This is a genomic window from Acinetobacter sp. KB005 (genome assembly GCF_049949095.1).
GTDB lineage: Bacteria > Pseudomonadota > Gammaproteobacteria > Pseudomonadales > Moraxellaceae > Acinetobacter > Acinetobacter calcoaceticus.
Genome location: NZ_CP188191.1, coordinates 1,015,159 through 1,041,147 on the forward strand (window position 1 = coordinate 1,015,159; position 25,989 = coordinate 1,041,147).

Genomic DNA, 25,989 nt, shown 5'->3' on the forward strand with positions numbered 1-25,989 from the left:
AAGGTGATTTATGGATAATTTAAATAACGCAAAAAAAGATAATTTTTCACGGAAGACCATATTAGTAACAGGTGCAGCAGGTTTTATTGGCAGCAGACTGATCGTTGAACTTTTACGTGAAGGTCATCAGGTGATTGCTGCGCTGCGTAATGCCGCAACCAAGAAAGATAAGCTGTTAGGTTTCATTGCAACACAAGGGCTAGTTGATCCCTCTATTTCGTTTGTCGAATATGATTTAAGCCGCGATTTTAAGCTGGACTCTCTGCTAGCGGATGCTCAGGCAAAGATTCATGTTGTCTATCATCTTGCTGCATCATTTAATTGGGGCATTAGCAAAGCTGAAGCAGAGCGTACGAACATTAAATCAGGACTCGCTTTGATTGAATGGGCTGCAACATTGAAGCAGCTTGAGCGATTCATCTGGATTGGCGGATATCGTGTGGCTGCTCCACCGCAAGAGTCGGCTGATGAGCTGTATTGCAAACATGGTGGTTATGAAGCTTCGAAAATTTTGGGTTATCAAGCCTTCATTGAGGCCTGTAAGCGTTTAAATGTGCCATGGACTGCAATAAATCCAGCGACAGTCATTGATGGTTTCTATACATATGGCGATATGCAGTATATAGGTGTCGCCGACATGATTGATAAGCTATATCAGGGCCGCTTGCTGGCATTGCCAGGTGGGCGTGACACATTCCTGCCGCTGTGCAATATGCAGTATATCGTGAGCTTTCTGATCCGAACGATGTCTTATCCTGAGACCATTGCTCAGGAGTATATGCTGCTTGATCCTGCGACACCGAAATTTCATAGCCTCGTTCACCTAGCTGCTGAGCACTTAGGAGTCAGCTCACCACATTTACAAGTACCCAAAGGTCTACTCGAGAAATTACCTGAGGTATTGCTTGACGGTTCTAAAGAACAACTCTCTTTCATTTCTACCGAGCACTATCATGTTGCTGGGGCAGAGGCGATGGCAGCGAAGATGGGTATCGCTGACCTGATCAATATCAGTCCTTATTTCTCGCGCTGGATTGATCGCTTGGTTCTTACACGTTTTGGTCGCATGCAAGTACCTACACCTAGTGGTTTTGGCTATCAGAATCGATATTGGACAGAAATTTATACTAAACAGCCAGTTAAATCAGAAAAATCATCTGCATTATTTTTACATGGGATTCCATTCGATAGTGCATGCTGGTCTCCAATAATTAATAAAATCACATACGATCAAGTCGCTATGATGGACTTGCCGGGACTTGGGCGTTCAGGCAGTTATGAGGTGGTGGAGGATAACAACCGTCAGTTTATCGACACTGCTGCAAAGCTTTTAGCGCCAAATAGTGTTGTTATTGCACACTCGCTAGGGTGTCTCTTTGCATTGAATCTTGCAAAGAAATATCCAGATAAAGTTGCACGCCTTATCCTCATATCGCCTTATTTTGTTCAGGCGCAGGCTGCTAAAATGTTTCAGATACAAGCCATATCTAAACTAATTTTCCGTTTTGTACCGAAAGATATGATTGCTAAAGATCTACATCCAGATGGACAGCAAAATCCGTCTGTTGGTTATGCGATGGATTCATTGCGTCGGGTGTCTGTAGCCAAGCATATTAGTGAGTATATGCACCGTATTAGTTTGCCGCAGCAGCGAGCAACTCAGACAGCTTTGTTAAATGAACTTAGTTCTAAAGTTGAAATCATTGTGGGAGATAAAGATCCAATTGTTACCACAATAAGCTCAGAGATCCCTATACATATTATCGCTGGCGCAGGCCATAATCCACACGTTACACATGTAGATGCGGTTTCTGACTACCTCGCGCCGGTTCTGACGAAATACATCAGCACTACAGCTTCCTAATGCAAGTACAGGTTTATGTCTGCCCAGTTTCACGGGTACCACAAGACCATTTGGTATTGAGTCATTATCTCGGCTTTCTTAGTTCGGCAGAGAAGCTGAGATATGATCAATATCACCCTAAGGCAGCTCGCCTTTTCTTGATCTCTCGTGTATTAGTGAAGTCTGTGTTGGCAGATAAACTAGGCATCTCCCCTCATGAGGTCAGCCTCCAATTACATCCCAACGGCAAGCCTTTTGTACAAGGTAGTAAGGTTGTGTATTTTAATCTTACTCACTCAGCGGACGTTATTGTCTTTGCTGTGACTGAAGAGGGGGAAATAGGAGTCGATATTGAACGAGTGGATCGTGAGTTCGATTGGATGCGTGTTGATAGTGTGTTAGCAGCCAGTGAAATTGAATGGATTAAGGGGAATGAACTTATTGATCCATTCAGTGTATATCAGCGGTTTTTTCAAATATGGACTTTAAAAGAGGCTTATATTAAATGTACTGGCGATGGAATGAGTCGTCATTTAAAGATGCTCAACTTTCATGTGTTGTCCGAACGTATACAGTTTCTCGACTCAACCAATAATGCTCAAAAAACAGACGAGTATTATTTTGAAAGTTATATCTATGATTCTAACTTCATCTTTTCCATATGCTTACAGCAAAGCCATAACTTAGAAAGATTTAATTTGGACTGTTTTCAATTATTACCCTTTATATCTACGCATCGAATAACTCCAACGCCTTGTAAATATAGCTAGATTGAATCGTTATAACTGACGATTTAAAAATGTGAATCTAGTAAGGAAATATTTGGCTTTGAGCTGAACCATTCTCAATGAATTATGCTGTGAATAGATAGACCGTACAAAAATTATAAATCAATGAAAAGAAAAAGACCCCAGTCTTTCGACTAGGGCCTTTTAAATTTGGAGCGGGAAACGAGACTCGAACTCGCGACCCCAACCTTGGCAAGGTTATGCTCTACCAACTGAGCTATTCCCGCATATATAAGCAGTTTTTACGAAAACTTTCTCAAAAAAAACCAATTTGGAGCGGGAAACGAGACTCGAACTCGCGACCCCAACCTTGGCAAGGTTATGCTCTACCAACTGAGCTATTCCCGCGTGCCGCTTATAATACATTAAGCGAAACATGGGTCAACAACTTTATGCAAATAAATATGCTGATTGCATAAAATAAAATCAGAAATGGGTAATTAGATGTATTTTTCTCGTTAAGTTGCCGAATAAATAGACATTTTGTTTGAAGCCAAAGCGTACAAGAGCAACTTTTGTTTGTGTGCAGACAGGGTATACTAGGTTCAAATATACGGATAATCGTAAAAGGAAAAGCTATGAGCCTTGAACAACAATTGATTGAACGGTTACAGACCCTTGCACCCAGCCATTTGGAAGTCATCAATGAATCTGCCGGACACGGTGGTTATTTCCCGGGTAAAGAATCACATTTTAAAGTGATTGTAGTGAGCCATGAATTTAATGGATTGCGTTTGGTTCAACGTCATCAAAAAGTTTATGCCTTAGCTTCAGATTTAATGAATCCAGGGAAAATCCATGCTTTAGCAATTCATGCCTATTTACCAAGTGAGTGGCAAGGTCAGGCACCCGCTAGCCCAGAATGTGCTCATGCACCTAAAAGTTAAGGGTTAATTTCATGGATGCACATTTACTGACTAAAATTATTCACATGACCGCGGTGGCTGCCGCCCTTATGGTTTTTGTATTACGCGCTTCGACTCTGTTTGTGGGTGTGCAAGGCGAACAACCAAATCCGGCGGGACGTAAAATATTAGTTGCCTTACAACATCTATCATTTACCGTAGTTTTTATTACTGGCGCAATTTTATTGGTTATGAAAGACTTTCAGGTACAGCCGTGGTTTTACGCTAAAATTATTCTATTTTTAGTCTTATTATCTTCCCTTATGAAAGCCTTTAAAAAAGATGACACTCTTTTATTAGCGCAACGTAGGGCCGGTTTAATGATTAGCGCTATCGCATTTATTGCTATTATTATTTTAGTGATTGTGAAGCCTGTTTTTGCTTAATTGTTCTACATTCTTTGCCTTTTTGCTTAAGCTCTAGGTTAAACTGCGTACAGTAAAAAAATATGCAGAGGGAAACATGTTAACTCGTGTGGTGTTTAACCAAAAAGGCGGTGTAGGGAAATCAAGTATTACTGTAAATTTGGCCGCAATTAGTGCCAAGCATGGCTTAAGGACATTGGTCATTGATCTTGATCCTCAAGCCAACTCTAGTCAGTACCTTTTAGGGGATGACGCAACTTATTCTGCTGAAAAATCAATTATAGAACCAAATATCGAAAATTTCTTTGATGATGTGTTGGGAAACAATCAACAAAAGGGTTTAATCGGTAATGCGTTAGGTTCGATTTTAAAAGCCCCACGAAATAAAGATATTGATAGCTTTGTGCACTCAACTCCTTTTGCAAAATTAGACGTGCTTCCTGCCAGCCCAACACTTGGTGCTCTTGAACATGCACTTGAAAGTAAACATAAAATCTATAAATTACGTGATTCAATTCAAAACTTAATTGGACGATATGATCGTATCTATATAGATACGCCACCTGCATTTAACTTTTTTACTTTGTCAGCACTGATAGCAGCAGATAAAGTCTTAATTCCCTTCGATTGTGATGTCTTTTCAAAGCGCGCGTTACAAACATTGATTGAAAATGTTCTCGAAACGCAAGATGATCATAATGATCGCTTGGAAATTGAAGGAATTGTCGTCAACCAATTTCAAGCTCAAGCAAAATTACCTCGGGAAGTGGTTCAGCAGTTGAAAGATGAAGGGTTGCCTGTACTTAATAGCATGTTACCGCCTTCGGTTTTAATGAAAGAATCGCATCAGAAAAATTTACCTTTGGCTCATTTGGCACCAGAACATAAATTGACTCAAGCTTATGAGACATTGTTTGGTGAAATTGAGCCAAAACGATAAGAGAAAAATGATGAAAGGCTTATATATTGTGCCTTTGGTGGCAGCCACTTTATTACTAGGCGCTTGTGCGACGACGGTAAAACCGACTTATGTGTCTCCGACACAATATCAATCTTTGGGCTGCCAGCAGCTACAAAGTGAATATAACCGTATTCAACAATATATCGATAATGGCGTACAAACTCCGAAAAGTACCGGTATGGGTGTTGGACTTGGACTCGGTGGCGGCTGGGGACGAGGCGGTTGGGGATTCGGTCCATCCATCTCTGTAAATATGGGACAATCTTCTTCAACCAAGAACACCGAACTTTCACGTGTTTTAGGTCAGCAAGAAGCAATAGTTCAGGCTGCCCAGTTTAAGAATTGCCCGATTATTGTTCGAAAAAAGACCAATTAATAGGCGATTTTGCATCACAATATGCTAGTTAAGGCATATTGTGATGAATAAAGTTTAGCAAAATGTTTCATAATAAAATTAATATAAATCAATACATTTTAAATTTTCAAGCTTCATAAATTCTGTATTTTATATAATCAAAAGGCCTCATCAACTTGCTATATTTTGCCTATTTCGTTTAAGGTGGCCCCATCTTGGATGTTGTGGAAATTTTATGATTGAGAGTTGGTTTTTTGTATTGGCAATGTTGGCTGTGTTGCTTATTCCGGGTCCGACAAATGCTTTACTTGCAACCGCTGCTCATTCTCAAGGTTTATCTAAAGCATTCTGGCTTATTCCAATGGAGTGGTTAGGCTATGCCTACGGGATTAGCTTTTGGGCTGTATTTATTCATTTAGCCGCTCCAATTTGGCCAGCACTGCTACTCATTTTGCATATTACGAGTGTATTTTATGTATTCTGGCTTGCTTTTCACTTATGGAAGAACACCCATTTACAACAGTTCAGTCAAAGTCACCGTAATATTCGCCCCCGCCAATTATTCTTATCTACCTTAAAAAATCCTAAAGCTTTGCTGTTTGCAGCGGGTATCTTTCCTGCTGAAGCATGGAATTCGCCTGAAAATTTTCTCATAGTGTTTGGTATTTTTACTTTAATCCTAATTCCGGCTGCAAGTTTCTGGATGATTTTTGGACGGGCATTGTTAACGGGTCCAATCAAAAAAATAAAAGCCGATCATTTATATAAAGGATCGGCCATGTTACTTATTTTATGTATGCTTCCAGTAGTATTCCGGTTTTTCTAAATTAATCTCAAACGTTGGCTTTTCGATTTTTTAGTTTTTCACGTATAAATGCGATGATGCCTGGTAAAACGCTAATAATAATAATGCCAAAAATAAGATGGGTAAAATTATCTTTAACGATTGGCATATTTCCAAATAAGTAGCCTAGAGTTACAAAAGAAGCGACCCAACAGAATGCGCCAATAATGTTATAAGTTAGGAAAAACTTATAGTTCATGCTACCAGCCCCAGCAACAAAAGGTGCAAAGGTACGGGCAAATGGTATGAAACGAGCAAAGATAATGGTTTTGCCGCCATGACGAGCAAAGAATTCTTGAGTTTTAACTAAGTGCTGTTTATTGATGAATCGAGAATTCATTTCAAACACACGTGGACCGATAAAACGCCCAATATGGTAGTTGACCGTGTCACCTAAAACAGCGGCAATGAAGAGTAGAGTGCCTAATACCCATGGATCCATCGCACCTGTAGATGCAGCTAAAGCACCTGCCGCGAATAGCAAACTATCTCCCGGCAAGAACGGCATAACCACTAAACCGGTTTCAACAAAAATAATTAAAAATAGAATGCCATAAATCCACGTCCCATAATTTATAATAAATTCGGAGAGATGTTGATCAACGTGTAGAATAAAATCAAGAAGTTCCATGATAAGAGCAAGTGGTAAACCGTGCTCAAATCCTAGCAGTGAGCCTATAGAAAGTCAGTATAAAACATCAAAAAAATACAAATTGATCATCTCATTTATGCAACGATATATATGGATTTTGAGTATTTAATTATCAATGTCTCAAACCTAGAATGAGCTCATCAATAAATAAGCATTTAAATAAAGGTGGCAATATGTTTAATCCAAATGTAGTTGTTAAAAATATCGTAACGCAATCAGGCGCAGATAGTTTCATTAGCCTCGTTGCGCGTCTTCTTATTGCCTATATCTTTCTTGTTGCTGGTTGGGGGAAAATTACCGGTTATGCAGCAACTGCTGGATATATGGAAGCAATGGGAGTTCCAGCTGGAATTCTTCCTTTAGTTATCTTGGTTGAGTTCGGTGGTGGTTTAGCCTTGTTATTTGGTTTTCAAGCACGCTTTGCGGCTTTTGGGCTTGGGATCTTTAGTATTCTTACTGCTTTTTTATTCCACCAAGGCGGTGCTGATGCAGCGGCGCAATATAACAATGGCATTCATTTTATGAAAAATCTTGCAATGGCAGGTGGCTTATTCTTCTTGATGCTTCATGGTGCTGGTCGTATTAGTCTGGATCATGCAATCGAGAAATAATATTTAAGACAAAATAAAAACCGGATGATCAATTCATCCGGTTTTTTTATTTCTATGATTTGAAAATTAGAGCATGAACTGGATTTGTAATTCCCCGACAACAAAACCAAGTACTGCACCAACTGCAATGAGTGCCCACTCATCTTCTTTGAATGCAGGGCGTAACATGCCTTCAAATTCAGAAGGCGTTAATTTCTGCATGCGTTCAATTAAAGTACTACGAATATTCATGGCATCTTCTGCATAAGACTCTACGTATTTCATAGTCTCTGGAAGCCGTTGCATAATGCGTTCAGCAACTTGCGATTTCATATCCTGATATTTTTCTCCGCCAATTGCATATACGACCAACGGGCGAATAACGCCTGCTTGCATATCAATTTCTTGTTTTACATGACGGTTAACTAGATCAATAACACGATCAGAATGTGTACCAGAAAATAATTCTTCCATCATATGACGTGAAGTCAGAAGCTGTTTAGAAATGAGCGCAGCATAATCGGCCGCAACTTCATTTTGGCGTTTAATGAATAAACCTTGCCATGTATAACCCAATATTTTTTTAGGATAAAGTGGTCTAAACATCATTTGTAATGCAATCCAGTCACTGAAAAAACCCACAAAGCCGCCAAACATTGGAAGCATCCACGGGTATTTTCCTTGTGTGACGATCCAGCAAAACATTTGGATCACACCAATACCAAAACCGAAGAAAAATCCGACATTACTGAAAAATTTAAATTCCTGTTTTCCTACTCGTTTAAAAATATTATTGAGTAGGCGTTTATCTTTAAGCAAGTTGCTAATAACCAGATGTTTAATATCAAAATATCGGTTCACATCACGTTGTACTTCACCCATGATATGTTCAACAATCTCGGGTGCTTTTGATTGCACACGACGAATCAGTCTTTGACGCGCAAACTCTGGCATGCCTTCCCATAACCCAGGCTGATATTCTTGCGCAACATCACGGGTAATATCTTCAGCTGCGGCCAGCAATGGTTTTTCTATTTCTTTAGCAATACGTTTAGGATCTAGGCGGGCAAAAATTTCTTCAGGTTTAATGAGCTTGGCTGTCATCAGTTCAACGGCGATTGTTGCCATTTTCTCGGCTTTGCGTGGCACGATGCCTTGCCAACCTAGAAATGGTTTAATGCCTTTAAATTCAAGTGGTGAAAACATCATCTGAATGGCAATCACCTTGGTGATGTAGCCAATTAAACCACTCATAAAAGGAATAGAGATATACAACCAAAAATGTTGCTGGAAATCTGCAATCATAGTTTGAAGCATTGTTGTTCCTTGGATTTCTATTGATTTTGATAGGGGGCAACAAGCCATAAAAATGGATAATTGTTTAAGCACAGACAAATATCGCTTATGGTATTTACCTTTCCATGGTAATGCCTGTTTTATCGGGTCATCTTAACATCAAATTCATGGTGATGCTGCATAGAATGTGATGAATTTATCAATACGTGTGAAGTTTTTAAGATTAACTCAGATTATTGATAAATATAATTAAATATTGATTTTTGTCACAGAATCTAGCTATAGAAATGATTCAGAAATGAAAAAAATAAGATATATGATGATTTGCGGTGCGCCGAAGCGTGAAAAATGTTAAAATGGCGCGCTTAATTCTTTTGCCATTTAGTGGTTTGTCATGACTACCAATACTCAAATTACTGAAGATCGTATCCTGATTCTGGATTTCGGCTCTCAATATAGCCAGCTCATTGCACGTCGTGTACGTGAAGCCGGTGTTTACTCTGAAATGTATGCTTTTGATATGTCTGAAGAAGACATTCGCGCTTTTAAGCCAAATGGCATTATTTTGTCAGGTGGACCTGAGAGTGTGCATGAAGAAGGCAGCCCACGTGCACCGCAAGTGGTGTTTGAGTTGGGTGTTCCAGTATTGGGTATTTGCTATGGTTTGCAAACCATGTCTGAACAGTTAGGCGGTAAAGTTGAGCCGGGTACTGTACATGAATTTGGTTATGCCGAAGTTGATATCGTTAAACGTGACCAACTGATTGGCAACCTACAAGACCGTGAAGACCAACTTCATGTCTGGATGAGTCATGGCGACAAAGTGAGCCAGATTCCAGAAGGTTTTAGCATTACTGCAAGCACGCCAAGTTGTCCAGTTGCTGCTGTAAGTGACGAAACACGCCGTTTCTATGGTGTGCAATTCCACCCAGAAGTAACGCACACGGCAAAAGGTGAAGAATTACTTGCAAATTTTGTTCATAAAATTTGTGGATGTGGTGGCCTTTGGACACCTGAACACATCATTGATTTACGTGTAGAGCAGTTACGTAAGCAAATTGGTGATGAAAAAGTTCTTTTAGGTCTTTCAGGTGGTGTTGACTCATCTGTAGTTGCTGCACTTTTACACAAAGCAATTGGCGACCAATTAACATGTGTATTTGTTGATAACGGTTTACTTCGTTTAAACGAAGGCGACCAAGTAATGCAAATGTTTGCTGAAAACATGGGTATCCGTGTAATTCGTGCAGATGCTGAAGAACGTTTCTTAACTGCATTAGCTGGTGAAGTTGATCCAGAGAAAAAACGTAAAATCATTGGTCGTGAGTTTATTGAAGTTTTTGCTGAAGAAGCACGTAAACTTGATGGCGTGAAATTCTTGGCGCAAGGTACGATTTACCCAGATGTGATCGAATCTGCTGCAAGCAAACAAGGTAAAGCACATGTGATTAAATCTCACCACAATGTGGGTGGTTTACCAGACGATTTAGAATTTGAATTGGTTGAGCCTTTACGTGACTTGTTTAAAGATGAAGTACGTAAATTAGGTACGACACTTGGCTTACCACACAGCATGATTTACCGTCATCCATTCCCGGGCCCTGGTTTAGGTGTTCGTATTTTGGGTGAAGTGAAAAAGGAATATGCAGATATTCTTCGTCTTGCTGATGACATCTTTATGCAAGAGCTTCGCGATAGCGGTTGGTATGACAAAACAGCTCAAGCATTTGCTGTGTTCCAACCAGTTAAGTCTGTTGGTGTAGTAGGTGATGGTCGTCGTTATGCATGGGTTATTGCACTTCGCGCAGTTGAAACAGTTGACTTTATGACAGCTCGTTTTGCACATTTACCATACGAATTAGTTGATAAAATCTCAACGCGTATTATGAATGAAATTAAAGATGTATCACGTGTTGTATACGACGTGTCATCTAAACCACCAGCAACGATTGAATGGGAGTAAAATCGGAGTTTCAAAATGCAATGCATTTTGCCGATTTTACGCCAAGAGCTATGCTCGCGGCAGAGGGTTTTCTAAAAGCAGTAGCTTTTAGCTAAATTTATGCCATGAACGAACTTAAAACATTGTTTTAAGTGAAGTGCAAGATGCCTACGGCAGTGTGGTATTTCTAGAATAGATTAATAAAAAGCCGACTTTTCCAAGTCGGCTTTTTCCATATTGTAACCAAGTTAGAGTCTTAGTAATAGATTTCTATTAAAGGCTCTAATTTTTTCATATAAGCGGCACTATGCTGTTAATTTTATAGATAATTGAAAACCAAGAAATATGAGGGTAAATGGGCCTATCAAAATGCTTTTATAGGTACAATTTTTTAAGAGAAAAATTAATTTATTATTAATAAGTAGCTTTAAGCTGAAGAAATAACTTTATGAAAAAAATATTAATAGCCTTCTCAAGTGTAGATGGACAAACATTTAAAATTTGCAATGCAATTAGACATATATTAGCTAATGATGGGTACCAAATTGACATCGTCTCTATTAATGAGTGTTCTAAAATTAAAGAGGGCTATGCATTTATTCTTATTGGTGCCAGCATTCGATATGGAAATTATCATAAATCCGTTTATAAATTCATTGAGGATAATTTACGTACAATAGAGCAAACAGCTAATGGTTTTCTTTCGGTGAGTGCAACTGCTAGAAAAGTTGGTCGAGATGATCCTTTAGTAGACAGATATGTTCAAAAACTTAAGAAAAGAACAGGTTGGACTCCTTTTCTTGTTAAAATTATAGCAGGAGCAATTGATTACCCTAAATATAAGCTTTTTGATCGTTTTATGATTCAAATGATTATGTTAATAACTGATGGACCTATAGATACTTCTGCGAGATTTGAATTTACTAATTGGCATAAAGTGAGGCTATTTAGTCTTGAAATATCTAATAAATTAAAAAGTTAAATATAATTGGGTATTATCTAAATTTAAAAATTATTCTTGTTTTTTAGTTATATATTTATCAAATCTATAGAAAACAAAAGATATTAGAGATACACATTTATTGGATATTACCAGTAGAAAGAGTGCATAAGTACTTTTCCTACTGCTTAGGTTTTGTAATAGAAAAGTTATAGAGCTTATTAAATATGAATATCAAATCCTAAGTTTACATCACAAGCCGCTTGTCCTCCGCGTATCCCCCAATTTTCTGTGGGTAGTTCGCGAATAAGAATTTTTATATGGTCATCTGGTATATCTAGTGTGGATAAGTTTTTAACGATTGACTGATATAAAATTCTCTTGGTTTCTATTGTGCGGCCAGCAAAGCAGTCAATCTGAATTAAAGTAAAGCATTCTGGTTTCGTCAAATTTGGCGGGCAGAGAAATAAATGTGGCTCATGTATGTTTAAGCGTATATCTCTATCATAATCAGGTAACTTTAATGCCTGTTTACATGCGATATAAACAGCATTTATAAGTTGTTCCTCAAACTGAGATGAATATTTATTTCTAATATCAATACTTATTGTAGGCATAATTTTTAGTGCTTTTATAATATTAAGAGCACAATAGTACATCGATTAGATAACACTTTCTTTCTAATTTTATATTAGGTAGGTAAATAGAAAATTATCTATTAAGAACGGATAGTTATTTTTAGACTTTATGGTAATAGCTAAAATTTTGTAAGAAGCATAGAGGGAAATAAGGTTATGCCACTATTAAATGAACTAAGAACCAAAATTGAAAATGATTTCCATAGACAACTACCTGATATATATTTTCAGTTATTAGAATTTTCGGATGGTTTTTTATTTGAAAGTGGCGTAGTTATTTATTCTTCTGATGAAGTTTTTGAAAGAAATCAAACCTTTGAAGTTCAAAAATATGCAGGAGACTATTTGGCTATTGGTGATGATAGTGGTGGAATATCTATTCTTATACCGTTTCTAGGGACAGGTGTTTTTGTAGTAGATCAGGGCAGTATGGATCCTAATGATATGAGTAAAATTAGTGATTCCTTAATGAAGTGGTTTAAAGCTGGATGCCAAATTTAGCTTTTGGCGAATGAATTTTAAATGAGATAAATAAACCAAGATTGGTTTGATGAGAATAGATTTTAAGAGTGCTTAAGCACTCTTTTTTATTACTTAAACTTTAACGATTAAAATTAATTTTAATAAATATCAAAATAATAGATCTGATTTTATTACTTACACTTGATAAAAGATATATTAAGATATATCTTAATAAACATAAATTAAACATATTGGAGAAACTTTAAAGATGAGACAGCAATCAGAACATCATCATGATGAACACAATGAGCATCATCGCAGCCATCACCGTTCAGGGCGTCGTGGGAGACTTTTTGAAGCGGGAAAAATGAAACTTTTGGTGCTTCATCTCATTCAGCAAAGCCCAAAGCATGGCTATGAAATTATTAAAGAAATAAGTGATTTTGTGGGCGACGGCTATACCCCGAGTGCAGGTACCATTTACCCAACTTTAACTAGTCTGGAAGAAATGAATTTCATTATCTTGTTAGACGTGGAACGTAAGCAGTATCAAATCACAGAATTGGGTAAAGCTTACTTAACCGAACAACAAGACAAGTTGACCGAGCTACTAGAAAAATTACGACTTAGACGTGAAATTCACAGTAATGATGAATTAATTGAAATTCACCGTGCGATGGAAAACCTAAAAACAGCCTTACGTTTGAAGTTGAACTCGGCGAGTTTACAGCAAGAGCAGATTTATCAAATTGCCGAAAAAATTGATCAAGCTGCGGTTTCGATTGGGCGATTATAGGTTGGAAATCGAAATGTTAGACCTACAGCATAAAATCAAAGAAGCTGGCCTAAAAGTCACTCATCCAAGGCTTGCTGTTTTGTCTTTAATTCACCAGCAAGTAGAAGATCTAACTGTCAAACAGATTTACCAAAAGTTATATGCCCAAAAACAGAAATTAAGTTTAGCCACAGTTTATCGGGTAGTGAACGACTTGGCGGGAGCGGGTTTAATTTCAAATCGTCAACCACAACGGGATGAAGCTAAATTTAACTTACCAGCAGTCAAGAATAATCAATTATTGCAAATTCGTTGTACAGATCTAACAGCCGCTAAACAAGAGCAATTTTTAGCATCTTTACAGTCAGTATTTACACAATTTCAAATCGATCTTAAACAGGTCGAAATCATCCAAAGTCATTAAATTTTTAATAGAGAATTTATATATGAAACAACATCAATATCATGTCACTGTACAACATTTAAAGAATGCAAAAGGAGAGGCCTCTACATATACAGAGCGTCTTGAGTTCTATGTGGGTAATCATGACGATATCTTTGAAATTGTCGAACGCTTAAAAAAAGCAAATTTTTTTGATGATGAAACTACAAAATCTTTTGGGGTTGGATTAAAACTTTTTAGTGAAGTTATGTTGGAAAATCGAGACCACCCTCTATTTCAAGAGTTTTTCCCACAATTTGGATTGTTCATGAAAAACCTAAAACAGCTCGTTAAAACACAATCATCGTAAGCTGCTTCATGCAGCTTTAATTTTTCTATAATTAAAAATGGATTGTCTCATTCATAACACCCTGTGTATTACTAAAAGACTATATTGAATAATGAGTGTATTGTTAAGATCAGTACAACAACTCATTGCAAAAGCATAGGTAAAAGAGAGTAATATCATGAGCAATAATAATGATTACGATATTTCTGATTCAAACGATTGCGAGAAATTTGCCAATCAGTTTATTCAGGAATTTCCAATTCGCTCTGCTGAAATTGGACAGGGGACAGTCATTAAGCGGGCTTTACCTAGCCGACAAAAACGAATGATTGGAGCGTGGTGTTTCTTAGATCATGCAGGCCCAGTCACCTTTCCTGCGGGTGATGGTTTAGATGTTGGACCTCATCCTCATATTGGTTTGCAAACCTTCACTTGGATGATTGAAGGGACCATGATGCATACTGATAGCTTAGGTTCAAAACAACTTATTCGTCCTAAGCAAGTGAACTTAATGACAGCAGGTCACGGCATTTCTCATACAGAAGTTGCACCTGATACAGAAACTCAAATGCACGCTGCGCAGCTTTGGATTGCTTTGCCAGATCAAAAGCGCAACATGGATCCGAAATTTGAACATTATCCTGAGTTGCCTGTTGTTGAAAAGGACGGTCTAGAATTTACTGTTCTTGTGGGCGAATATCTGGCAACTACTTCTCCAGTAGTGGTACATACACCTTTGGTTGGTGTTGACTTAATTGCTACCGAAGATACGAAAACCCGTATTCCATTAAATCCTAATTATGAATATGGTTTTATGGCATTAGAAGGTATTGCCCATGTGAATGGCCATGAGTTAACTGCTGATAACATGGTTGTTTTGGATATTGGACTGAGTGAAATTGAGATTGAAGTAAAAAAAGGCAATCGTGTTCTTTTAATTGGTGGTGAACCGTTTGAAACGCCGATTTTGCTCTGGTGGAATTTTGTTGCGCGTACAATGGATGATTTAAAAGAAGCCCGTGAGCAATGGATTAATCATGATGCGCGTTTTGGTGAAATCCCAGATTATGTTGGTGCACGTTTAGAAGCCCCTGTTCTTCCAGATCAAATGAGAGCATCAAAATGACAGCAGTAATCGCAAGTAGTAAAGCAAAGCCCCTTGCCGAGCAATGGAAGGGTGAGATTACCAGTGGTAGCCATCAGTATTTTTGTGATGAGCCTGAAAAGCTAGAAGGGCAAGATCAAGGCCCAGCGCCTTATGATTTGCTCACCGGAAGTTTAGCCGCGTGTACGCTCATTACTTTAAGAATGTATGCGAAGCATAAAGGTTATGATTTTGGTGAATTCTCGGTTGAAATTGATTTTCATACCAATAGAGAGCATGAAGAACATATAGAACGTCGTATTGTTTTTAAAGACTTACCAGATGAAGAGCTCCAACAAAAAATCTTAGTGGTATGTAGTAAAACTCCGGTCACTAAAACTTTGTTACGTAGTTTAGACATTCATACTGTGCTTGTTACAGTGTAAAAATGCTATTTTGTGGAGGTGGATGATTTTATATCCATTCCACAAATGGAATAAAACAGCATGTTCACATGCTGTTTTTTATGTAAAAAGAAAAATAAAAGCAGGCAATAACATGATTAGTTTACATCACCTGGAATGTTCGCGATCGTTTCGAATTTTATGGGCTTTAGAAGAATTAGGCTTAGATTATGATATTCATTATTATCAGCGCCTACCTAACTATTCCGCTCCAGAAACATTGAAATGTATTCATCCTTTGGGTAAGGCTCCAATTCTGACAGATGATGAGCAAGTCATCGCAGAATCTGCTGTGATCTTGGAATATCTACAGCAACGTTATGATCAGAATCAGCAATTTAAACCTACACAGCCCCAAGATTTACAGCAGTATATTTATTGGATGCACTATGCAGAAGGCTCACTCATGCCACTCTTAGTCATGACTTTGGTCATGAATAGTGTAAATAAGCATGTGCCGTGGTTAATTCAACCCGTAGCAAAAAAAATCACGGAAGGGGTGAAGGCAAATTTTGTCCGCCCACGTATGAAAGATCATATTAGTTTTTTAGAAAATTATTTGGCAGAGCATGAATATTTCGCAGGCAATTTTTCATTTGCAGATATTCAAATGAGTTTTCCTCTAGAAGCTTTGCAATCACGCTTACAAGGGAAATACCCTAATATTCAGGCTTTTTTACATCGTATTCGGCGAAGGGTAGCGTTTCAAAAAGCGAAAAAAAAGGGAATTGGTTCTAATGAAAGGAATTGTGCTGATATTTAAAAGAAAAGGAACAAATATTTGTTCCTTTTTATTTTCACTTTACTTTCGTTTGATCACGATAGAGTCAATGCCGCTGTGTTGTAAAGTCTGTTGGGCAGCCAATGCAGCGTCTTGGGTGTCATAAGGTCCTGAAATAACACGGTACCATATTTGCCCATTTTCAGTACTCTTAACTACATCTGCAGATAAGCCATTTAAAATGATTTCTGCACGGCGAGCATCAGCTTGATCTGGGTCATTATAGCTGCGAACCTGTAAAATATAAGTAGGTTGCTGAGGAGCGGTGACTGATGGATTCGTATCAATTCCTGCACTTTCTGAAGCAGCTGGTTGAGTTGCACTTGGTGCCTCAACAATCATGGCTGTGCCTTGATTTTTGCTTTCAGGAATCGCTTGTTCCGGAATAGGTGTTACTTGCTGTTGGGGTAATAGATCGTAGAAACGATAGTCTTTATTCGTATCTTCTTCTTGATAATGTTCAGAGGTAATCTGATTTTTTGCAGGAACAGGTTGCCAAGGTTTCCAAAGCATAAGCATTACAGCGATACATAAGACCGCCAAAATAGCGACAAGTGTCCCTAACCATTTGGGAATTAGGGGCTTTTTAGGCTTGTTAGGTCTTTCAGATACACCGCGTTGCGTTTTGCCAAACACGTGGATTATTCCTCTGTATTTTGATTGTTTTAATTCGAGTTTGATTCTCGTATTACGATGCTAAAACAGTGGCTTGTATAAGCTATTTTAACTCTACAAACCACTGCTTACTATATGCTGCATGACCTTTATTTTACTGCCATGCAATATAATTTTTACATAGAGTCTGGTGCAGATACACCAAGTAATTCTAAACCATTATGCAACACTTGTTGTACATTGATTGAAAGCAATAAACGTGCTTGTGTAAGCTCAGCATCATCGCCTAATACTTTATGTTCATTGTACCAAGCGTGGAACAAGGCAGCTAATTCTTTTAAGTAGTTACCCACCTGATGTGGTTCATACGCATTTGCAGCACGCAACACTGCATCTGGATAAGCTGCCAGTTTAGCAAGAATCTCAGTTTCAGCATCAAGAGATAGGCGAGTAGCATGTGTACGTGCAGCATTTACATCGAATTGTAAGCCTGTGCTTAACGCTTTTTCTAACATACGGCAAATACGTGCATGTGCATATTGAATGTAATACACAGCATTGTCTTTACTTTGTGACACAGCAAGGTCAAGGTCGAAGTCAATGTGTTGTTCACTCTTACGCATCACATAGTAGAAACGAGCCGCGTCGTTGCCCACTTCTTTACGCAAGTCACGTAAAGTCACGAACTGACCTGAACGAGATGACATTTGAACCATCTCTCCGCCACGCCATAAACTTACAAACTGAACCAAAAGCACAGTCAATTTTTTAGAGTCGTAACCCATTGCATCAATTGCCGCTTTTACGCGAGAAATATAGCCGTGGTGATCAGAACCCCAGATATCAATTAGGTCGGTATAACCACGTTGTAATTTATTTAAGTGGTAAGCAATGTCTGATGCAAAGTAAGTCGTTTGGCCATTACGACGCTTAACAACACGGTCTTTTTCATCGCCAAATTCAGTCGATTTAAACCAGATGTTGCCATCTTTTTCATAAAGGAAACCACGTTGATCAAGTGTTTCTAAAGCTTCGTCAATTTTTGCGCTAAGAGATGCTTCACTAAACCATTGGTTGAACGTTACACCAAAGTCAGCAAGGTCATCTTTAATATCATCTAAAATGGCATGTAGTGCTGCTTGGTGGAATACGCGGTAGCCTTCACCCAGTAATTGTTGAGAGTTGGCAATAAGACCATCAATATGTTTTTCTTTGTCGCCAGATAAAACGACTTTATTGCCGTCGCTATCTAGTTCTTCTGCATACTGTACATCTTCTGGCACATCTTTATAGACATCAGCCACTTCACGAAGATATGCATCGCCATCTTTATCAATAATAGTCTGTGCTATTTCTTTAACGTAATCGCCTTGATAAGCATTTTTTGGAAATACAAGGTTTTGACCTAGTAATTCTAAATAACGTAAATAAGTAGAAGTCGCCAAAATATCCATTTGACGGCCAGCATCATTCACATAGTATTCGCGGTCAACTTTAGCACCCGTTGCTTCAAGTAATTTGGCAACAGTCATACCATATGCAGCACCACGACCATGACCTACATGTAGACTAGACGTTGGGTTTGCAGAAACGAATTCTACTTGGATCTTTTTCGCTGCATTTGCCTGACTGCGACCAAAAAATTCTTTTTGTGCTTGAATCTGGTCAAGAATAGCAAAGCGCTGGTCTGCATTTAAAAAGAAGTTAATAAAACCAGGTCCTGCGATTTCAGCTTTGCTGATATCTGCAACTTCTGGTAATGCAGCTAGAACTTTCTCAGCTAAATCACGTGGTTTCATACCAGCAGCTTTCGAGCCGATCATGGCAATATTAGAAGCAAAGTCGCCATGGCTTCGGTCTTTGGTGCGTGTTAAGTTGCTTGTGTTATTCCAGTCGGAAGGAAGCACCCCTTCTTGTTGAAGAGTTTGCACTGCATGGTCGAGAGCTGCTTGTATTGCCGTATTCATATCAATCGAAAATAGATGTCGCAGAAAAACGTCAAATATAGCAAATTTCCTATGAGTTAGGGGAGTGGATTTAATATTCCAGTAATTCTTTTTGTGCAATTTACTGAGGATTATTTTTTAAATGAATATTGCAGGGTGAATCACTTCACTATTCTAAAAACAAACAAATACAAGCCTTCTAAGAAGTTTTAAAAAGTAGATTAGCTTTGAATCCCACCATTATTTCTTATAAAAATGGCTATGTAAGGAGAAATATATATTAAAAGCTTTTGAAATTAGATAAATAAAAGAATTTTTAAAAATATAAAATTATTAAAGTATTGATATTTATTAATTATTTTTAAACATGTTTTAACTAAATAGTCTTTAATTTTAACATCACGGTTTAAAATATCTATTTTGAACGAATTAGGCTTAAGCTTATACGCACAAAGAGTTTTAGAGACCATACAAAACGTGTTTTTCTCTACTCTAAGCTGGAAAATGAGATAGGCAATGATATCAGGACACCCAAGTAAACATCCCCTTTATATCCCATATGCAGGTTTTACACTTTTAGAGTTACCACTTTTAAATAAAGGTTCGGCTTTCACTGAAGAAGAAAGAAGTAACTTTAACTTACACGGTTTACTCCCCCATATTATTGAAACTATTGAAGAGCAAAGCCAGCGCTCTTATCAGCAATATTGCGCTTTCACTGATGATATCAATCGACATATCTATTTGCGTAATATCCAAGATACCAACGAAACCTTGTTCTATCATTTAATCGAAAATCATCTCGAAGAAATGATGCCGATTATTTACACCCCAACCGTAGGTGAGGCATGTCAGCGTTTCTCTGATATCTATCGTCGTCACCGCGGTATCTTCATTTCATATCCAGATCGTGATGTGATTGATGATATTTTGCAAAACGTAAATAAAAATAATGTAAAAGTTATCGTCATTACAGATGGTGAGCGTATTTTAGGCCTTGGTGACCAAGGTATTGGTGGAATGGGAATCCCGATTGGGAAACTTTCGCTTTACACAGCTTGTGGTGGTATTAGCCCAGCCTATACATTGCCAATTACAATTGATGTTGGTACGAATAATCCACAATTGTTAAATGATCCAATCTATATGGGGTGGCGTCAGCCGCGTATTAGTGGCGATGAATATTACGCATTTGTAGATATGGTGATTGAAGCTGTGAAGCGTCGTTGGCCAAAAGCATTAATTCAGTTTGAAGATTTCGCACAAAAAAATGCGATGCCACTTTTAGAAAAATATCGCGATAAAATTTGCTGTTTTAACGATGATATTCAAGGAACAGCAGCGGTATCTGTAGGTAGCTTGATTGCTGCGAGTCGTGCAGCCAGCAAGCAATTAAAAGATCAAAAAATTGCTTTCTTAGGTGCGGGTTCGGCAGGTTGTGGTATTGCAGAACAAATTGTTGCACAAATGATTGCAGAAGGTTTAACCGATGCAGAAGCGCGTGCTCGCGTTTATATGGTAGATCGTTTTGGTTTGATCACTGAGAATCAACCAAACTTGCTCGACTTCCAGCGTAAGTTAGCACAAAAAGCTGAGGTGGTTGATCAGTGGGGCAATATCGAAGAAGTTATTTCACTACTCGATGTTGTTAAAAATGCTAAGCCTACAGTGTTAATTGGTGTTTCTGGACAGCCTGGCTTGTTCACAGAAGAAATTATTAGGACTTTGGCAGCAAATTGTGAACGACCAATTGTAATGCCATTATCTAATCCGACTTCACGTGTTGAAGCTGTACCTGCTGATATTGTGGAGTGGACTGAAGGTAAAGCATTAATTGCAACAGGTAGTCCGTTTGCTCCTGTGAATCATCACGGCAAACTTTACAATATTTCGCAGTGTAATAACTCGTACATTTTCCCAGGCATTGGTTTAGGTGTTGTGGCATCGGGCGCTAAGCGGGTTACAGAAAATATGTTAATGGCATCAAGTAGTGCTTTAGCAAATTGCTCTCCATTGCTTAAAGATCCACAAGCTGATTTATTGCCGCCATTGGGTGAGATTCAACAAGTTTCTAAAGTTATTGCGTTCGAAGTTGCAAAAGCTGCTATGGCTGATGGTGTCGCTGTAACAATTAGTGATGATTTGTTGAAACAGAAAATTGATCAGTCATTCTGGAAACCTGAATACCGTAAATATAAGCGTATTCCTTTCTAAGAATGAGAAAATAAAAAGAGGAGCTTAAGCTCCTCTTTTTATTTTAATCTTCTAGAATTTCTTCTAGCAACTCTTCACTAGGTGCAAAGTAATAAGCACCATCAAGTGGGGTCACGAAGTGCAATAAGCGGTCGTGGATACCATCTCCACTTGTGCCGAACATGCGCTTTAACATGGCATCAATAATGGTCAAGTCTTTGGTGTAGGCAATAAAAAATAGGCCTTGATCACCTCGACCATCTCCATAAGGTAGGCTATGACGTAGAATTTCCATTTCTTCGCCTTCATCATCTTCAACAACAGTACGGGCAACATGGGCGTTTTCTGGTTTAACGTCATCATTTAATTCAATAGATTCAAGTTTGGTGCGCCCCATAACATTTTCTTGCGCATCAACTTTCAATTTTTTCCACTTTTCTAAATCATGGGCATAGCGCTGCGCGAAAATGAAACTGCCATCTGCAAATACCCCAGCACTTTCTGGTAAGAGCGCTGTCTCAGCTCGGTCGTCTGGGAACTGAGGATTTTCAGTTCCGTCTATGAAGCCAGTCATATCTCGACCATCGAAATAGCGGAAGCAAACACGCTCATCAAGAACTTCGACTTTATCTTGAATACCTTCAAAAAATGCTTGGCTTAATGCAAAACAAATATCAGAGCGCATGCTGGCAATATGAATGAGTACATCTGCTGGCACAGCGGGCATATTGAATGCACCTTGTTCTGGCTCAAGTTGTTTAAATCCTACCGGAATTTGCGAATAGAGCTGTTTCCATAGTTCCGGACCAAAAGCGACTGCTGTTTTTATTTGAGCATCAGAATGCTGAGTCATGAGGCGGTCACGTGCTTCAAATAAAGCTTCAATTTGTTTTTTTAATTCATCAATTGATAAGTCTTTTAAACGAAGAACAATGAAACGAGCATGATCTGATGGCAACGGCAAAATGACAGATTGAGCAGTCATTGGAAGGTATCTCCTCAATTATAATTTAGTATGAGCTTTAATTATTGTGCCTGATGCGAAGAGCTGTTAGTAGTCTATTTCTTGATTTTATTGTTTGAATTCTGACTAAGATAGCTTTATAAAACAGTATAATTCTACTTTTATAGTCTATTTTTCGCTATGTCTCTGCAAGTTTGGTTCGCTTATATGTTGGCCTGTTGGGTAATTAGTATCTCACCAGGTGCGGGAGCAATTGCTTCAATGTCGAGTGGTCTAAACTATGGTTTTAGACATGGCTATTGGAACGCAATTGGTTTACAAATTGCTTTGCTACTTCAAATTATGGTGGTGGCGGCAGGTGTGGGGGTTTTATTTGCAACGACACCTTTGGCTTTTCAGTTTGTTAAATGGTTTGGTGTGATTTATTTGTTATATCTTGCTTATTTACAGTGGACAGCACCTGTAAAAGATATACAAATTCAACAAGAAAAAAGAGATAAATCTGTATTTGCGCTATTGCTAAATGGCTTTGTGGTTAATATTAGTAATCCCAAAGCGATTGTATTTCTATTAGCTGTTTTACCCCAGTTTCTAGATTTGGGTAAGCCTCAATGGATACAGTACCTGATTATGGCTGTAACAATGATTACGATTGATTTGATTGTAATGGCTGGATATACAGGGCTAGCATCAAAGGTTCTGAGATTACTTCGCTCCCCTAAACAGCAAAAATATTTGAATCGGGGTTTTGCTGTGATGTTTAGCTGTGCGGCTTTATTATTAAGTACAGTTCATCAGGCGTCCTAATTTAGGCCGCCTGTGTTTGATTTTTTAGCTTTTGAGTTATAAAAATAACAGCGAAAGTTAACGCCATGCATAAAACAATACTCAAGCCTGTAGAGATATTGAGTGCTGCGCTTGACCATAATCCCACACTAACCCCAACTTGAGCCAACACAAACGCCCAAATGACCATTTGTTTTGGTGAATTTGCTAGTAAGCGAGCACTTAAAGCAGGTATTACGAGTAATGCTCCCATAAGCAAAGAACCTACAGCACGCAAAGCTAAGACAGTAAATAAAGCCAATAAAAGCATAAAAATAAGACGTTGCCAGTTCGCATTTACCCCTTCACTGACTGCAATGTCTGGATCAATTGCAAACTGTATTTGCGGCTGCCAAAAGCGGTAAAGAATTACGAGTGATATCACAATAATTAAAGTGAAAACGGGTAAGTCGGGCCAATCAATGCTGAGCAAATCACCAAATAAATAACTTAAAAGCTCTGGTCTTAAACTTGGAACATGTTGAATAAACAATAAGCCGCTACAGAGCAATGTCGCTGAACATAAGGCTAAGAGAGCATCGTTGGGTAAGCGATTGTCATGTAGAGCCCATAAAATTGCGACCAGTAAAACTGCAGTGCCTGCAACACCAAGCCAAAGAGGAAGACTTAAAGCACCTGCGATAGCAACCCCAAGTAATGTACCGTGTGCCATGGTGTCAGCAAAAAAAGACATGCGTCTCCAAAGCATTAGACAACCAAGAGGTGCGGTTAAAAACACCAACAAGGTTCCCATAATCCATGCGGGCAACAATAATTGTAACCATTCCATCATGGCTTAAGCTTCCGGTTCTGGGTGGATGTGAGGGCGGTCATTATGAGGGCAGGGGTGTGCTGCATCACCGTGAGCACAATGATCATGATGATGTTGATAGAAAACTCGTTGAGTTCCAAAGATAGCCTGATATTCAGGATGTTGTTGAATATTTTCGGGTAGCCCACTACAGCAAATATGTTTATTCAAACACACTACACGGTGTGTTCCTTCCATCACCCATTGTAAGTCATGGGAAACAATTAAGATCGCACAGCCATATCGTTCCGGCAGACTACGGACATACTCATAAAGTTCTGCTTCTGACTGAATGTCTAAGCCTTGCATCGGTTCATCAAGAACTAAAATATCTGGTTGGCGAAGTAGTGCACGTGCTAGTAGGACACGTTGGCGTTCACCACCGGAAAGTTGTTGTACTTTTGATTGTTGTAACTTTGAAATACCTGTGTCTTGAATAATTTCCTGACGGAGGGTAGAGCTGCATTTTTCTAAATCAAGGAGATCTTGAACACGTAAAGGTAGGCTGTGTGAAGGATTGAACTTTTGTGGCACATACGCCATTTTGAGTTTTTTATAATTAACAATACGTCCACTACTCGGCTGGAGAATACCAAGTAGAACTTTAATAAGTGTTGATTTACCTGCACCATTCGGGCCAATTAAAGACACAATTTCATTTTGATGTAGAGCAAAATCAACTTTTTTTAAAATTTCCCGATTATCACGATGAACAGAAACCTGCTCAAGCTGAATTAATACAGGATCTAAAGAGTTGTGCGGCACTGTTGGCATTTCCCTGAAATTTCAATAATGCTGTGTTGAGCCACGAACTCATCTGACGCTGCAAGTTGGTCAAGTTGGTGAGTTAAACCTTGAGAAGAGGCTTCTTTAACCATGTGGCATTCAGTACAAATCAAGAATGCTGCTTGATGGCCTTCACGAGGGTGGCAACAGGGAATATAGGCATTAATAGAAGTCAGGCGATGGATCAAACCTTTTTCTAATAAAAAATCTAAAGTTCTATATACAGTTGGGGGAGCAGCCGGGCGATCAGTTTGACTTTTTATACGTGCGAGTAAGTCATATGCACCCATTGGGCCCGAAGCATTTAAAATGAGTTCCAAAACTTCTTTGCGCAAAGGCGTAAGTCGTGCGCCAGTCGCAGAACATAAATTTTCTGCTTCAGCTAAACGGTTTGCGACATTATGGTGATCATGCACACCATGCAAAGAATCATGATGTTCATGCGAGCAGGAACTCATAGAAATAACCTCGAATTTTTAACGGAATATTAGCATGAAGCGATGCTTCATTCGATTAATCTTAGGTATTTTTGTAACTTTGTTATATTATAACATGCTTCGAGCTAATTTAAATTGATGGTCTAGCATGTTCCGTTTTTTTGTTTTCAGTATGTTCTCTCTTTTGAGTACGTTAGGGTGGAGTCAGGGTTTGGTGGTTTCTACACACCCGATTTATCTGATTGCAAAAGAAATCACTCAGGGTGTTGAAGAACCTCAGCTTTTGCTTAAAGGTCAGACCGGTCATGACGTACAGTTGACTCCGGCTCACCGTAAAGCAATTAATGATGCATCTTTAGTGATCTGGTTGGGTAAGGCTCATGAAGCACCTTTAAATAAATTGTTAGGTAATAATAAAAAAGCGATTGCCTTATTAGATAGTGGCATAGTTTCTGTTTTACCCCTGCGTAGTACACGCGGCGTGGCTTTACCTAATACAGTAGACACCCATGTGTGGTTAGAACCAAACAACGCAGTTCGAATAGGTTTCTTTATTGCTGCTTTACGTTCTCAGCAGCATCCTGAAAATAAGGCTAAATATTGGAATAATGCCAATATGTTTGCCCGTAAGATGTTTCAGGCTGCACAAGTTTACGACAGTACAAGTAATGGTAAGCCATATTGGTCATATCATGATGCCTATCAATATTTAGAGCGCTCGTTAAACTTAAAATTCGCAGGTGCTTTGACGGATGATCCGCATGTTGCACCAACAGCAGCTCAAATTAAGTATCTTAATGATAATCGACCGAAAAATCAGATGTGTTTGCTCGCAGAAAGTTTTACCACTAAAAGTCAGTATCAAAAATTAGGTAACATTACTTTTCAGCCAGTAGACGAGAGCATGAATAACGAGGATGATTTCGTCACTGCATGGAAGAAACTGGCTATAAAAACAGATAAATGTGTATTAAGTACGCAAAAGTAAGATAAAAA

At 38.5% G+C, this 25,989-nt stretch carries 29 protein-coding genes and 2 tRNA genes; 20 read left to right on the plus strand and 11 right to left on the minus strand.

What is annotated here, in order from left to right; all coding sequences use genetic code 11:
• Positions 1 to 10 precede the first annotated feature (10 nt).
• Both ACPF64_RS04945 and ACPF64_RS04950 read left to right on the plus strand, forming a co-directional pair.
• On the plus strand, positions 11 to 1,864 hold the full coding sequence (locus ACPF64_RS04945; RefSeq protein WP_426455731.1) for an alpha/beta fold hydrolase: 1,854 nt from the start codon (positions 11 to 13) through the stop codon (positions 1,862 to 1,864).
• Positions 1,864 to 2,613: a 4'-phosphopantetheinyl transferase family protein gene (locus ACPF64_RS04950; RefSeq protein ID WP_426455732.1), complete on the plus strand. Its 750-nt coding sequence runs from the start codon at positions 1,864 to 1,866 to the stop codon at positions 2,611 to 2,613. The genes ACPF64_RS04945 and ACPF64_RS04950 overlap by 1 nt, the downstream gene beginning before the upstream one ends.
• 169 nt (positions 2,614 to 2,782) lie before the next feature.
• Here ACPF64_RS04950 and ACPF64_RS04955 read toward each other — a convergent pair.
• Both ACPF64_RS04955 and ACPF64_RS04960 read right to left on the minus strand, forming a co-directional pair.
• Positions 2,783 to 2,858 (minus strand) — tRNA-Gly (locus tag ACPF64_RS04955).
• A gap of 45 nt (positions 2,859 to 2,903) precedes the next feature.
• Positions 2,904 to 2,979 (minus strand) — tRNA-Gly (locus tag ACPF64_RS04960).
• 230 nt (positions 2,980 to 3,209) lie between these two features.
• Here ACPF64_RS04960 and ACPF64_RS04965 point away from each other — a divergent pair.
• The 5 genes from ACPF64_RS04965 (at position 3,210) to ACPF64_RS04985 (ending at position 6,043) form a co-directional block, all read left to right on the plus strand.
• Positions 3,210 to 3,518 (plus strand): BolA family protein, encoded by a 309-nt coding sequence (locus ACPF64_RS04965; RefSeq protein WP_426455733.1) that lies wholly within the window; start codon positions 3,210 to 3,212, stop codon positions 3,516 to 3,518.
• An 11-nt stretch (positions 3,519 to 3,529) separates the two neighbouring features.
• A complete protein-coding gene (locus tag ACPF64_RS04970) occupies positions 3,530 to 3,922 on the plus strand; it encodes a SirB2 family protein (protein ID WP_004640503.1) in 393 nt (130 codons plus the stop codon).
• Positions 3,923 to 3,998: 76 nt separating this feature from the next.
• Complete coding sequence (locus ACPF64_RS04975; RefSeq protein WP_003655596.1) at positions 3,999 to 4,841, plus strand: ParA family protein; 843 nt, start codon at positions 3,999 to 4,001, stop codon at positions 4,839 to 4,841.
• A 10-nt stretch (positions 4,842 to 4,851) separates the two neighbouring features.
• Positions 4,852 to 5,238 (plus strand): hypothetical protein, encoded by a 387-nt coding sequence (locus tag ACPF64_RS04980; RefSeq protein WP_133976430.1) that lies wholly within the window; start codon positions 4,852 to 4,854, stop codon positions 5,236 to 5,238.
• A gap of 214 nt (positions 5,239 to 5,452) precedes the next feature.
• Positions 5,453 to 6,043, plus strand: a complete 591-nt coding sequence (locus ACPF64_RS04985) for a LysE family translocator (protein WP_005037489.1) — start codon at positions 5,453 to 5,455, stop codon at positions 6,041 to 6,043.
• Positions 6,044 to 6,050: 7 nt separating this feature from the next.
• On the opposite strand, the gene ACPF64_RS04990 is transcribed toward ACPF64_RS04985, so the two are convergent.
• On the minus strand, positions 6,051 to 6,692 hold the full coding sequence (locus tag ACPF64_RS04990) for a DedA family protein (protein WP_042898425.1): 642 nt from the start codon (positions 6,690 to 6,692) through the stop codon (positions 6,051 to 6,053).
• A 194-nt stretch (positions 6,693 to 6,886) separates the two neighbouring features.
• Here ACPF64_RS04990 and ACPF64_RS04995 point away from each other — a divergent pair, with 194 nt between their 5' ends.
• Positions 6,887 to 7,324, plus strand: coding sequence for a DoxX family protein (locus ACPF64_RS04995; protein WP_003655588.1), 438 nt, complete (start codon positions 6,887 to 6,889; stop codon positions 7,322 to 7,324).
• Between the two features lie 66 nt (positions 7,325 to 7,390).
• Here the strand turns inward: ACPF64_RS04995 and ACPF64_RS05000 are convergent, their stop codons facing one another.
• Positions 7,391 to 8,608, minus strand: coding sequence for a DUF445 domain-containing protein (locus ACPF64_RS05000; protein WP_171058524.1), 1,218 nt, complete (start codon positions 8,606 to 8,608; stop codon positions 7,391 to 7,393).
• Positions 8,609 to 8,993: 385 nt separating this feature from the next.
• On the opposite strand from ACPF64_RS05000, the gene guaA reads away from it, so the two are divergent.
• Together guaA and hemG are read left to right on the plus strand one after the other, a co-directional pair.
• Positions 8,994 to 10,562 carry a glutamine-hydrolyzing GMP synthase gene (gene guaA / locus ACPF64_RS05005; protein ID WP_004640513.1) on the plus strand — a complete coding sequence of 523 codons (1,569 nt, stop codon included), beginning with the start codon at positions 8,994 to 8,996 and terminating at the stop codon, positions 10,560 to 10,562.
• Positions 10,563 to 10,989: 427 nt separating this feature from the next.
• A complete protein-coding gene (gene hemG, locus ACPF64_RS05010) occupies positions 10,990 to 11,523 on the plus strand; it encodes a menaquinone-dependent protoporphyrinogen IX dehydrogenase (protein ID WP_151743805.1) in 534 nt (177 codons plus the stop codon).
• A gap of 179 nt (positions 11,524 to 11,702) precedes the next feature.
• On the opposite strand, the gene ACPF64_RS05015 is transcribed toward hemG, so the two are convergent.
• Positions 11,703 to 12,098 carry a tautomerase family protein gene (locus ACPF64_RS05015; protein WP_270903600.1) on the minus strand — a complete coding sequence of 132 codons (396 nt, stop codon included), beginning with the start codon at positions 12,096 to 12,098 and terminating at the stop codon, positions 11,703 to 11,705.
• A gap of 177 nt (positions 12,099 to 12,275) precedes the next feature.
• Here ACPF64_RS05015 and ACPF64_RS05020 point away from each other — a divergent pair, with 177 nt between their 5' ends.
• From ACPF64_RS05020 to ACPF64_RS05050, 7 genes are all read left to right on the plus strand, one after another.
• Positions 12,276 to 12,620, plus strand: a complete 345-nt coding sequence (locus ACPF64_RS05020; RefSeq protein ID WP_426455734.1) for an SMI1/KNR4 family protein — start codon at positions 12,276 to 12,278, stop codon at positions 12,618 to 12,620.
• A gap of 229 nt (positions 12,621 to 12,849) precedes the next feature.
• Positions 12,850 to 13,377 (plus strand): PadR family transcriptional regulator, encoded by a 528-nt coding sequence (locus ACPF64_RS05025; protein ID WP_426455735.1) that lies wholly within the window; start codon positions 12,850 to 12,852, stop codon positions 13,375 to 13,377.
• Positions 13,378 to 13,390: 13 nt separating this feature from the next.
• Entirely contained in the window at positions 13,391 to 13,780 is a 390-nt protein-coding gene (locus ACPF64_RS05030; RefSeq protein ID WP_426455736.1) for a Fur family transcriptional regulator, read from the plus strand.
• Positions 13,781 to 13,802: 22 nt separating this feature from the next.
• Positions 13,803 to 14,108 carry a DUF3861 domain-containing protein gene (locus ACPF64_RS05035; protein WP_311073967.1) on the plus strand — a complete coding sequence of 102 codons (306 nt, stop codon included), beginning with the start codon at positions 13,803 to 13,805 and terminating at the stop codon, positions 14,106 to 14,108.
• A 157-nt stretch (positions 14,109 to 14,265) separates the two neighbouring features.
• Entirely contained in the window at positions 14,266 to 15,213 is a 948-nt protein-coding gene (locus tag ACPF64_RS05040; RefSeq protein ID WP_426455737.1) for a pirin family protein, read from the plus strand.
• A complete protein-coding gene (locus tag ACPF64_RS05045; RefSeq protein WP_426455738.1) occupies positions 15,210 to 15,617 on the plus strand; it encodes an OsmC family protein in 408 nt (135 codons plus the stop codon). Before ACPF64_RS05040 ends, ACPF64_RS05045 begins: the two co-directional genes overlap by 4 nt.
• Positions 15,618 to 15,729: 112 nt before the next feature.
• On the plus strand, positions 15,730 to 16,398 hold the full coding sequence (locus tag ACPF64_RS05050) for a glutathione S-transferase family protein (RefSeq protein WP_426455739.1): 669 nt from the start codon (positions 15,730 to 15,732) through the stop codon (positions 16,396 to 16,398).
• A 39-nt stretch (positions 16,399 to 16,437) separates the two neighbouring features.
• Here the strand turns inward: ACPF64_RS05050 and ACPF64_RS05055 are convergent, their stop codons facing one another.
• Both ACPF64_RS05055 and argS read right to left on the minus strand, forming a co-directional pair.
• Positions 16,438 to 17,052, minus strand: a complete 615-nt coding sequence (locus tag ACPF64_RS05055; RefSeq protein ID WP_311084136.1) for an SPOR domain-containing protein — start codon at positions 17,050 to 17,052, stop codon at positions 16,438 to 16,440.
• A gap of 155 nt (positions 17,053 to 17,207) precedes the next feature.
• Complete coding sequence (argS, locus tag ACPF64_RS05060; RefSeq protein WP_005037465.1) at positions 17,208 to 18,998, minus strand: arginine--tRNA ligase; 1,791 nt, start codon at positions 18,996 to 18,998, stop codon at positions 17,208 to 17,210.
• Between the two features lie 495 nt (positions 18,999 to 19,493).
• On the opposite strand from argS, the gene ACPF64_RS05065 reads away from it, so the two are divergent.
• The gene (locus ACPF64_RS05065; RefSeq protein ID WP_426455740.1) at positions 19,494 to 21,191 is read left to right on the plus strand and encodes an NAD-dependent malic enzyme; all 1,698 of its coding nucleotides are present in this window, start codon (positions 19,494 to 19,496) and stop codon (positions 21,189 to 21,191) included.
• A 43-nt stretch (positions 21,192 to 21,234) separates the two neighbouring features.
• Here ACPF64_RS05065 and ACPF64_RS05070 read toward each other — a convergent pair whose 3' ends face one another.
• Entirely contained in the window at positions 21,235 to 22,155 is a 921-nt protein-coding gene (locus tag ACPF64_RS05070) for a Dyp-type peroxidase (protein ID WP_426455741.1), read from the minus strand.
• A 159-nt stretch (positions 22,156 to 22,314) separates the two neighbouring features.
• Between ACPF64_RS05070 and ACPF64_RS05075 the strand changes: the two genes are divergently transcribed.
• Positions 22,315 to 22,941 carry a LysE family transporter gene (locus ACPF64_RS05075; RefSeq protein WP_426455742.1) on the plus strand — a complete coding sequence of 209 codons (627 nt, stop codon included), beginning with the start codon at positions 22,315 to 22,317 and terminating at the stop codon, positions 22,939 to 22,941.
• A 1-nt stretch (position 22,942) separates the two neighbouring features.
• Here the strand turns inward: ACPF64_RS05075 and znuB are convergent, their stop codons facing one another.
• From znuB to ACPF64_RS05090, 3 genes are read right to left on the minus strand one after another with little or no spacing between them, the layout of a single operon-like run.
• Positions 22,943 to 23,752, minus strand: a complete 810-nt coding sequence (gene znuB / locus ACPF64_RS05080) for a zinc ABC transporter permease subunit ZnuB (protein ID WP_426455743.1) — start codon at positions 23,750 to 23,752, stop codon at positions 22,943 to 22,945.
• Positions 23,753 to 23,755: 3 nt separating this feature from the next.
• A complete protein-coding gene (gene znuC / locus ACPF64_RS05085) occupies positions 23,756 to 24,544 on the minus strand; it encodes a zinc ABC transporter ATP-binding protein ZnuC (RefSeq protein ID WP_426455744.1) in 789 nt (262 codons plus the stop codon).
• Positions 24,517 to 25,014, minus strand: coding sequence for a transcriptional repressor (locus ACPF64_RS05090; protein WP_426455745.1), 498 nt, complete (start codon positions 25,012 to 25,014; stop codon positions 24,517 to 24,519). Before ACPF64_RS05090 ends, znuC begins: the two co-directional genes overlap by 28 nt.
• A gap of 127 nt (positions 25,015 to 25,141) precedes the next feature.
• Between ACPF64_RS05090 and ACPF64_RS05095 the strand changes: the two genes are divergently transcribed.
• A complete protein-coding gene (locus ACPF64_RS05095) occupies positions 25,142 to 25,981 on the plus strand; it encodes a metal ABC transporter solute-binding protein, Zn/Mn family (RefSeq protein WP_005037453.1) in 840 nt (279 codons plus the stop codon).
• Positions 25,982 to 25,989 lie beyond the last annotated feature (8 nt).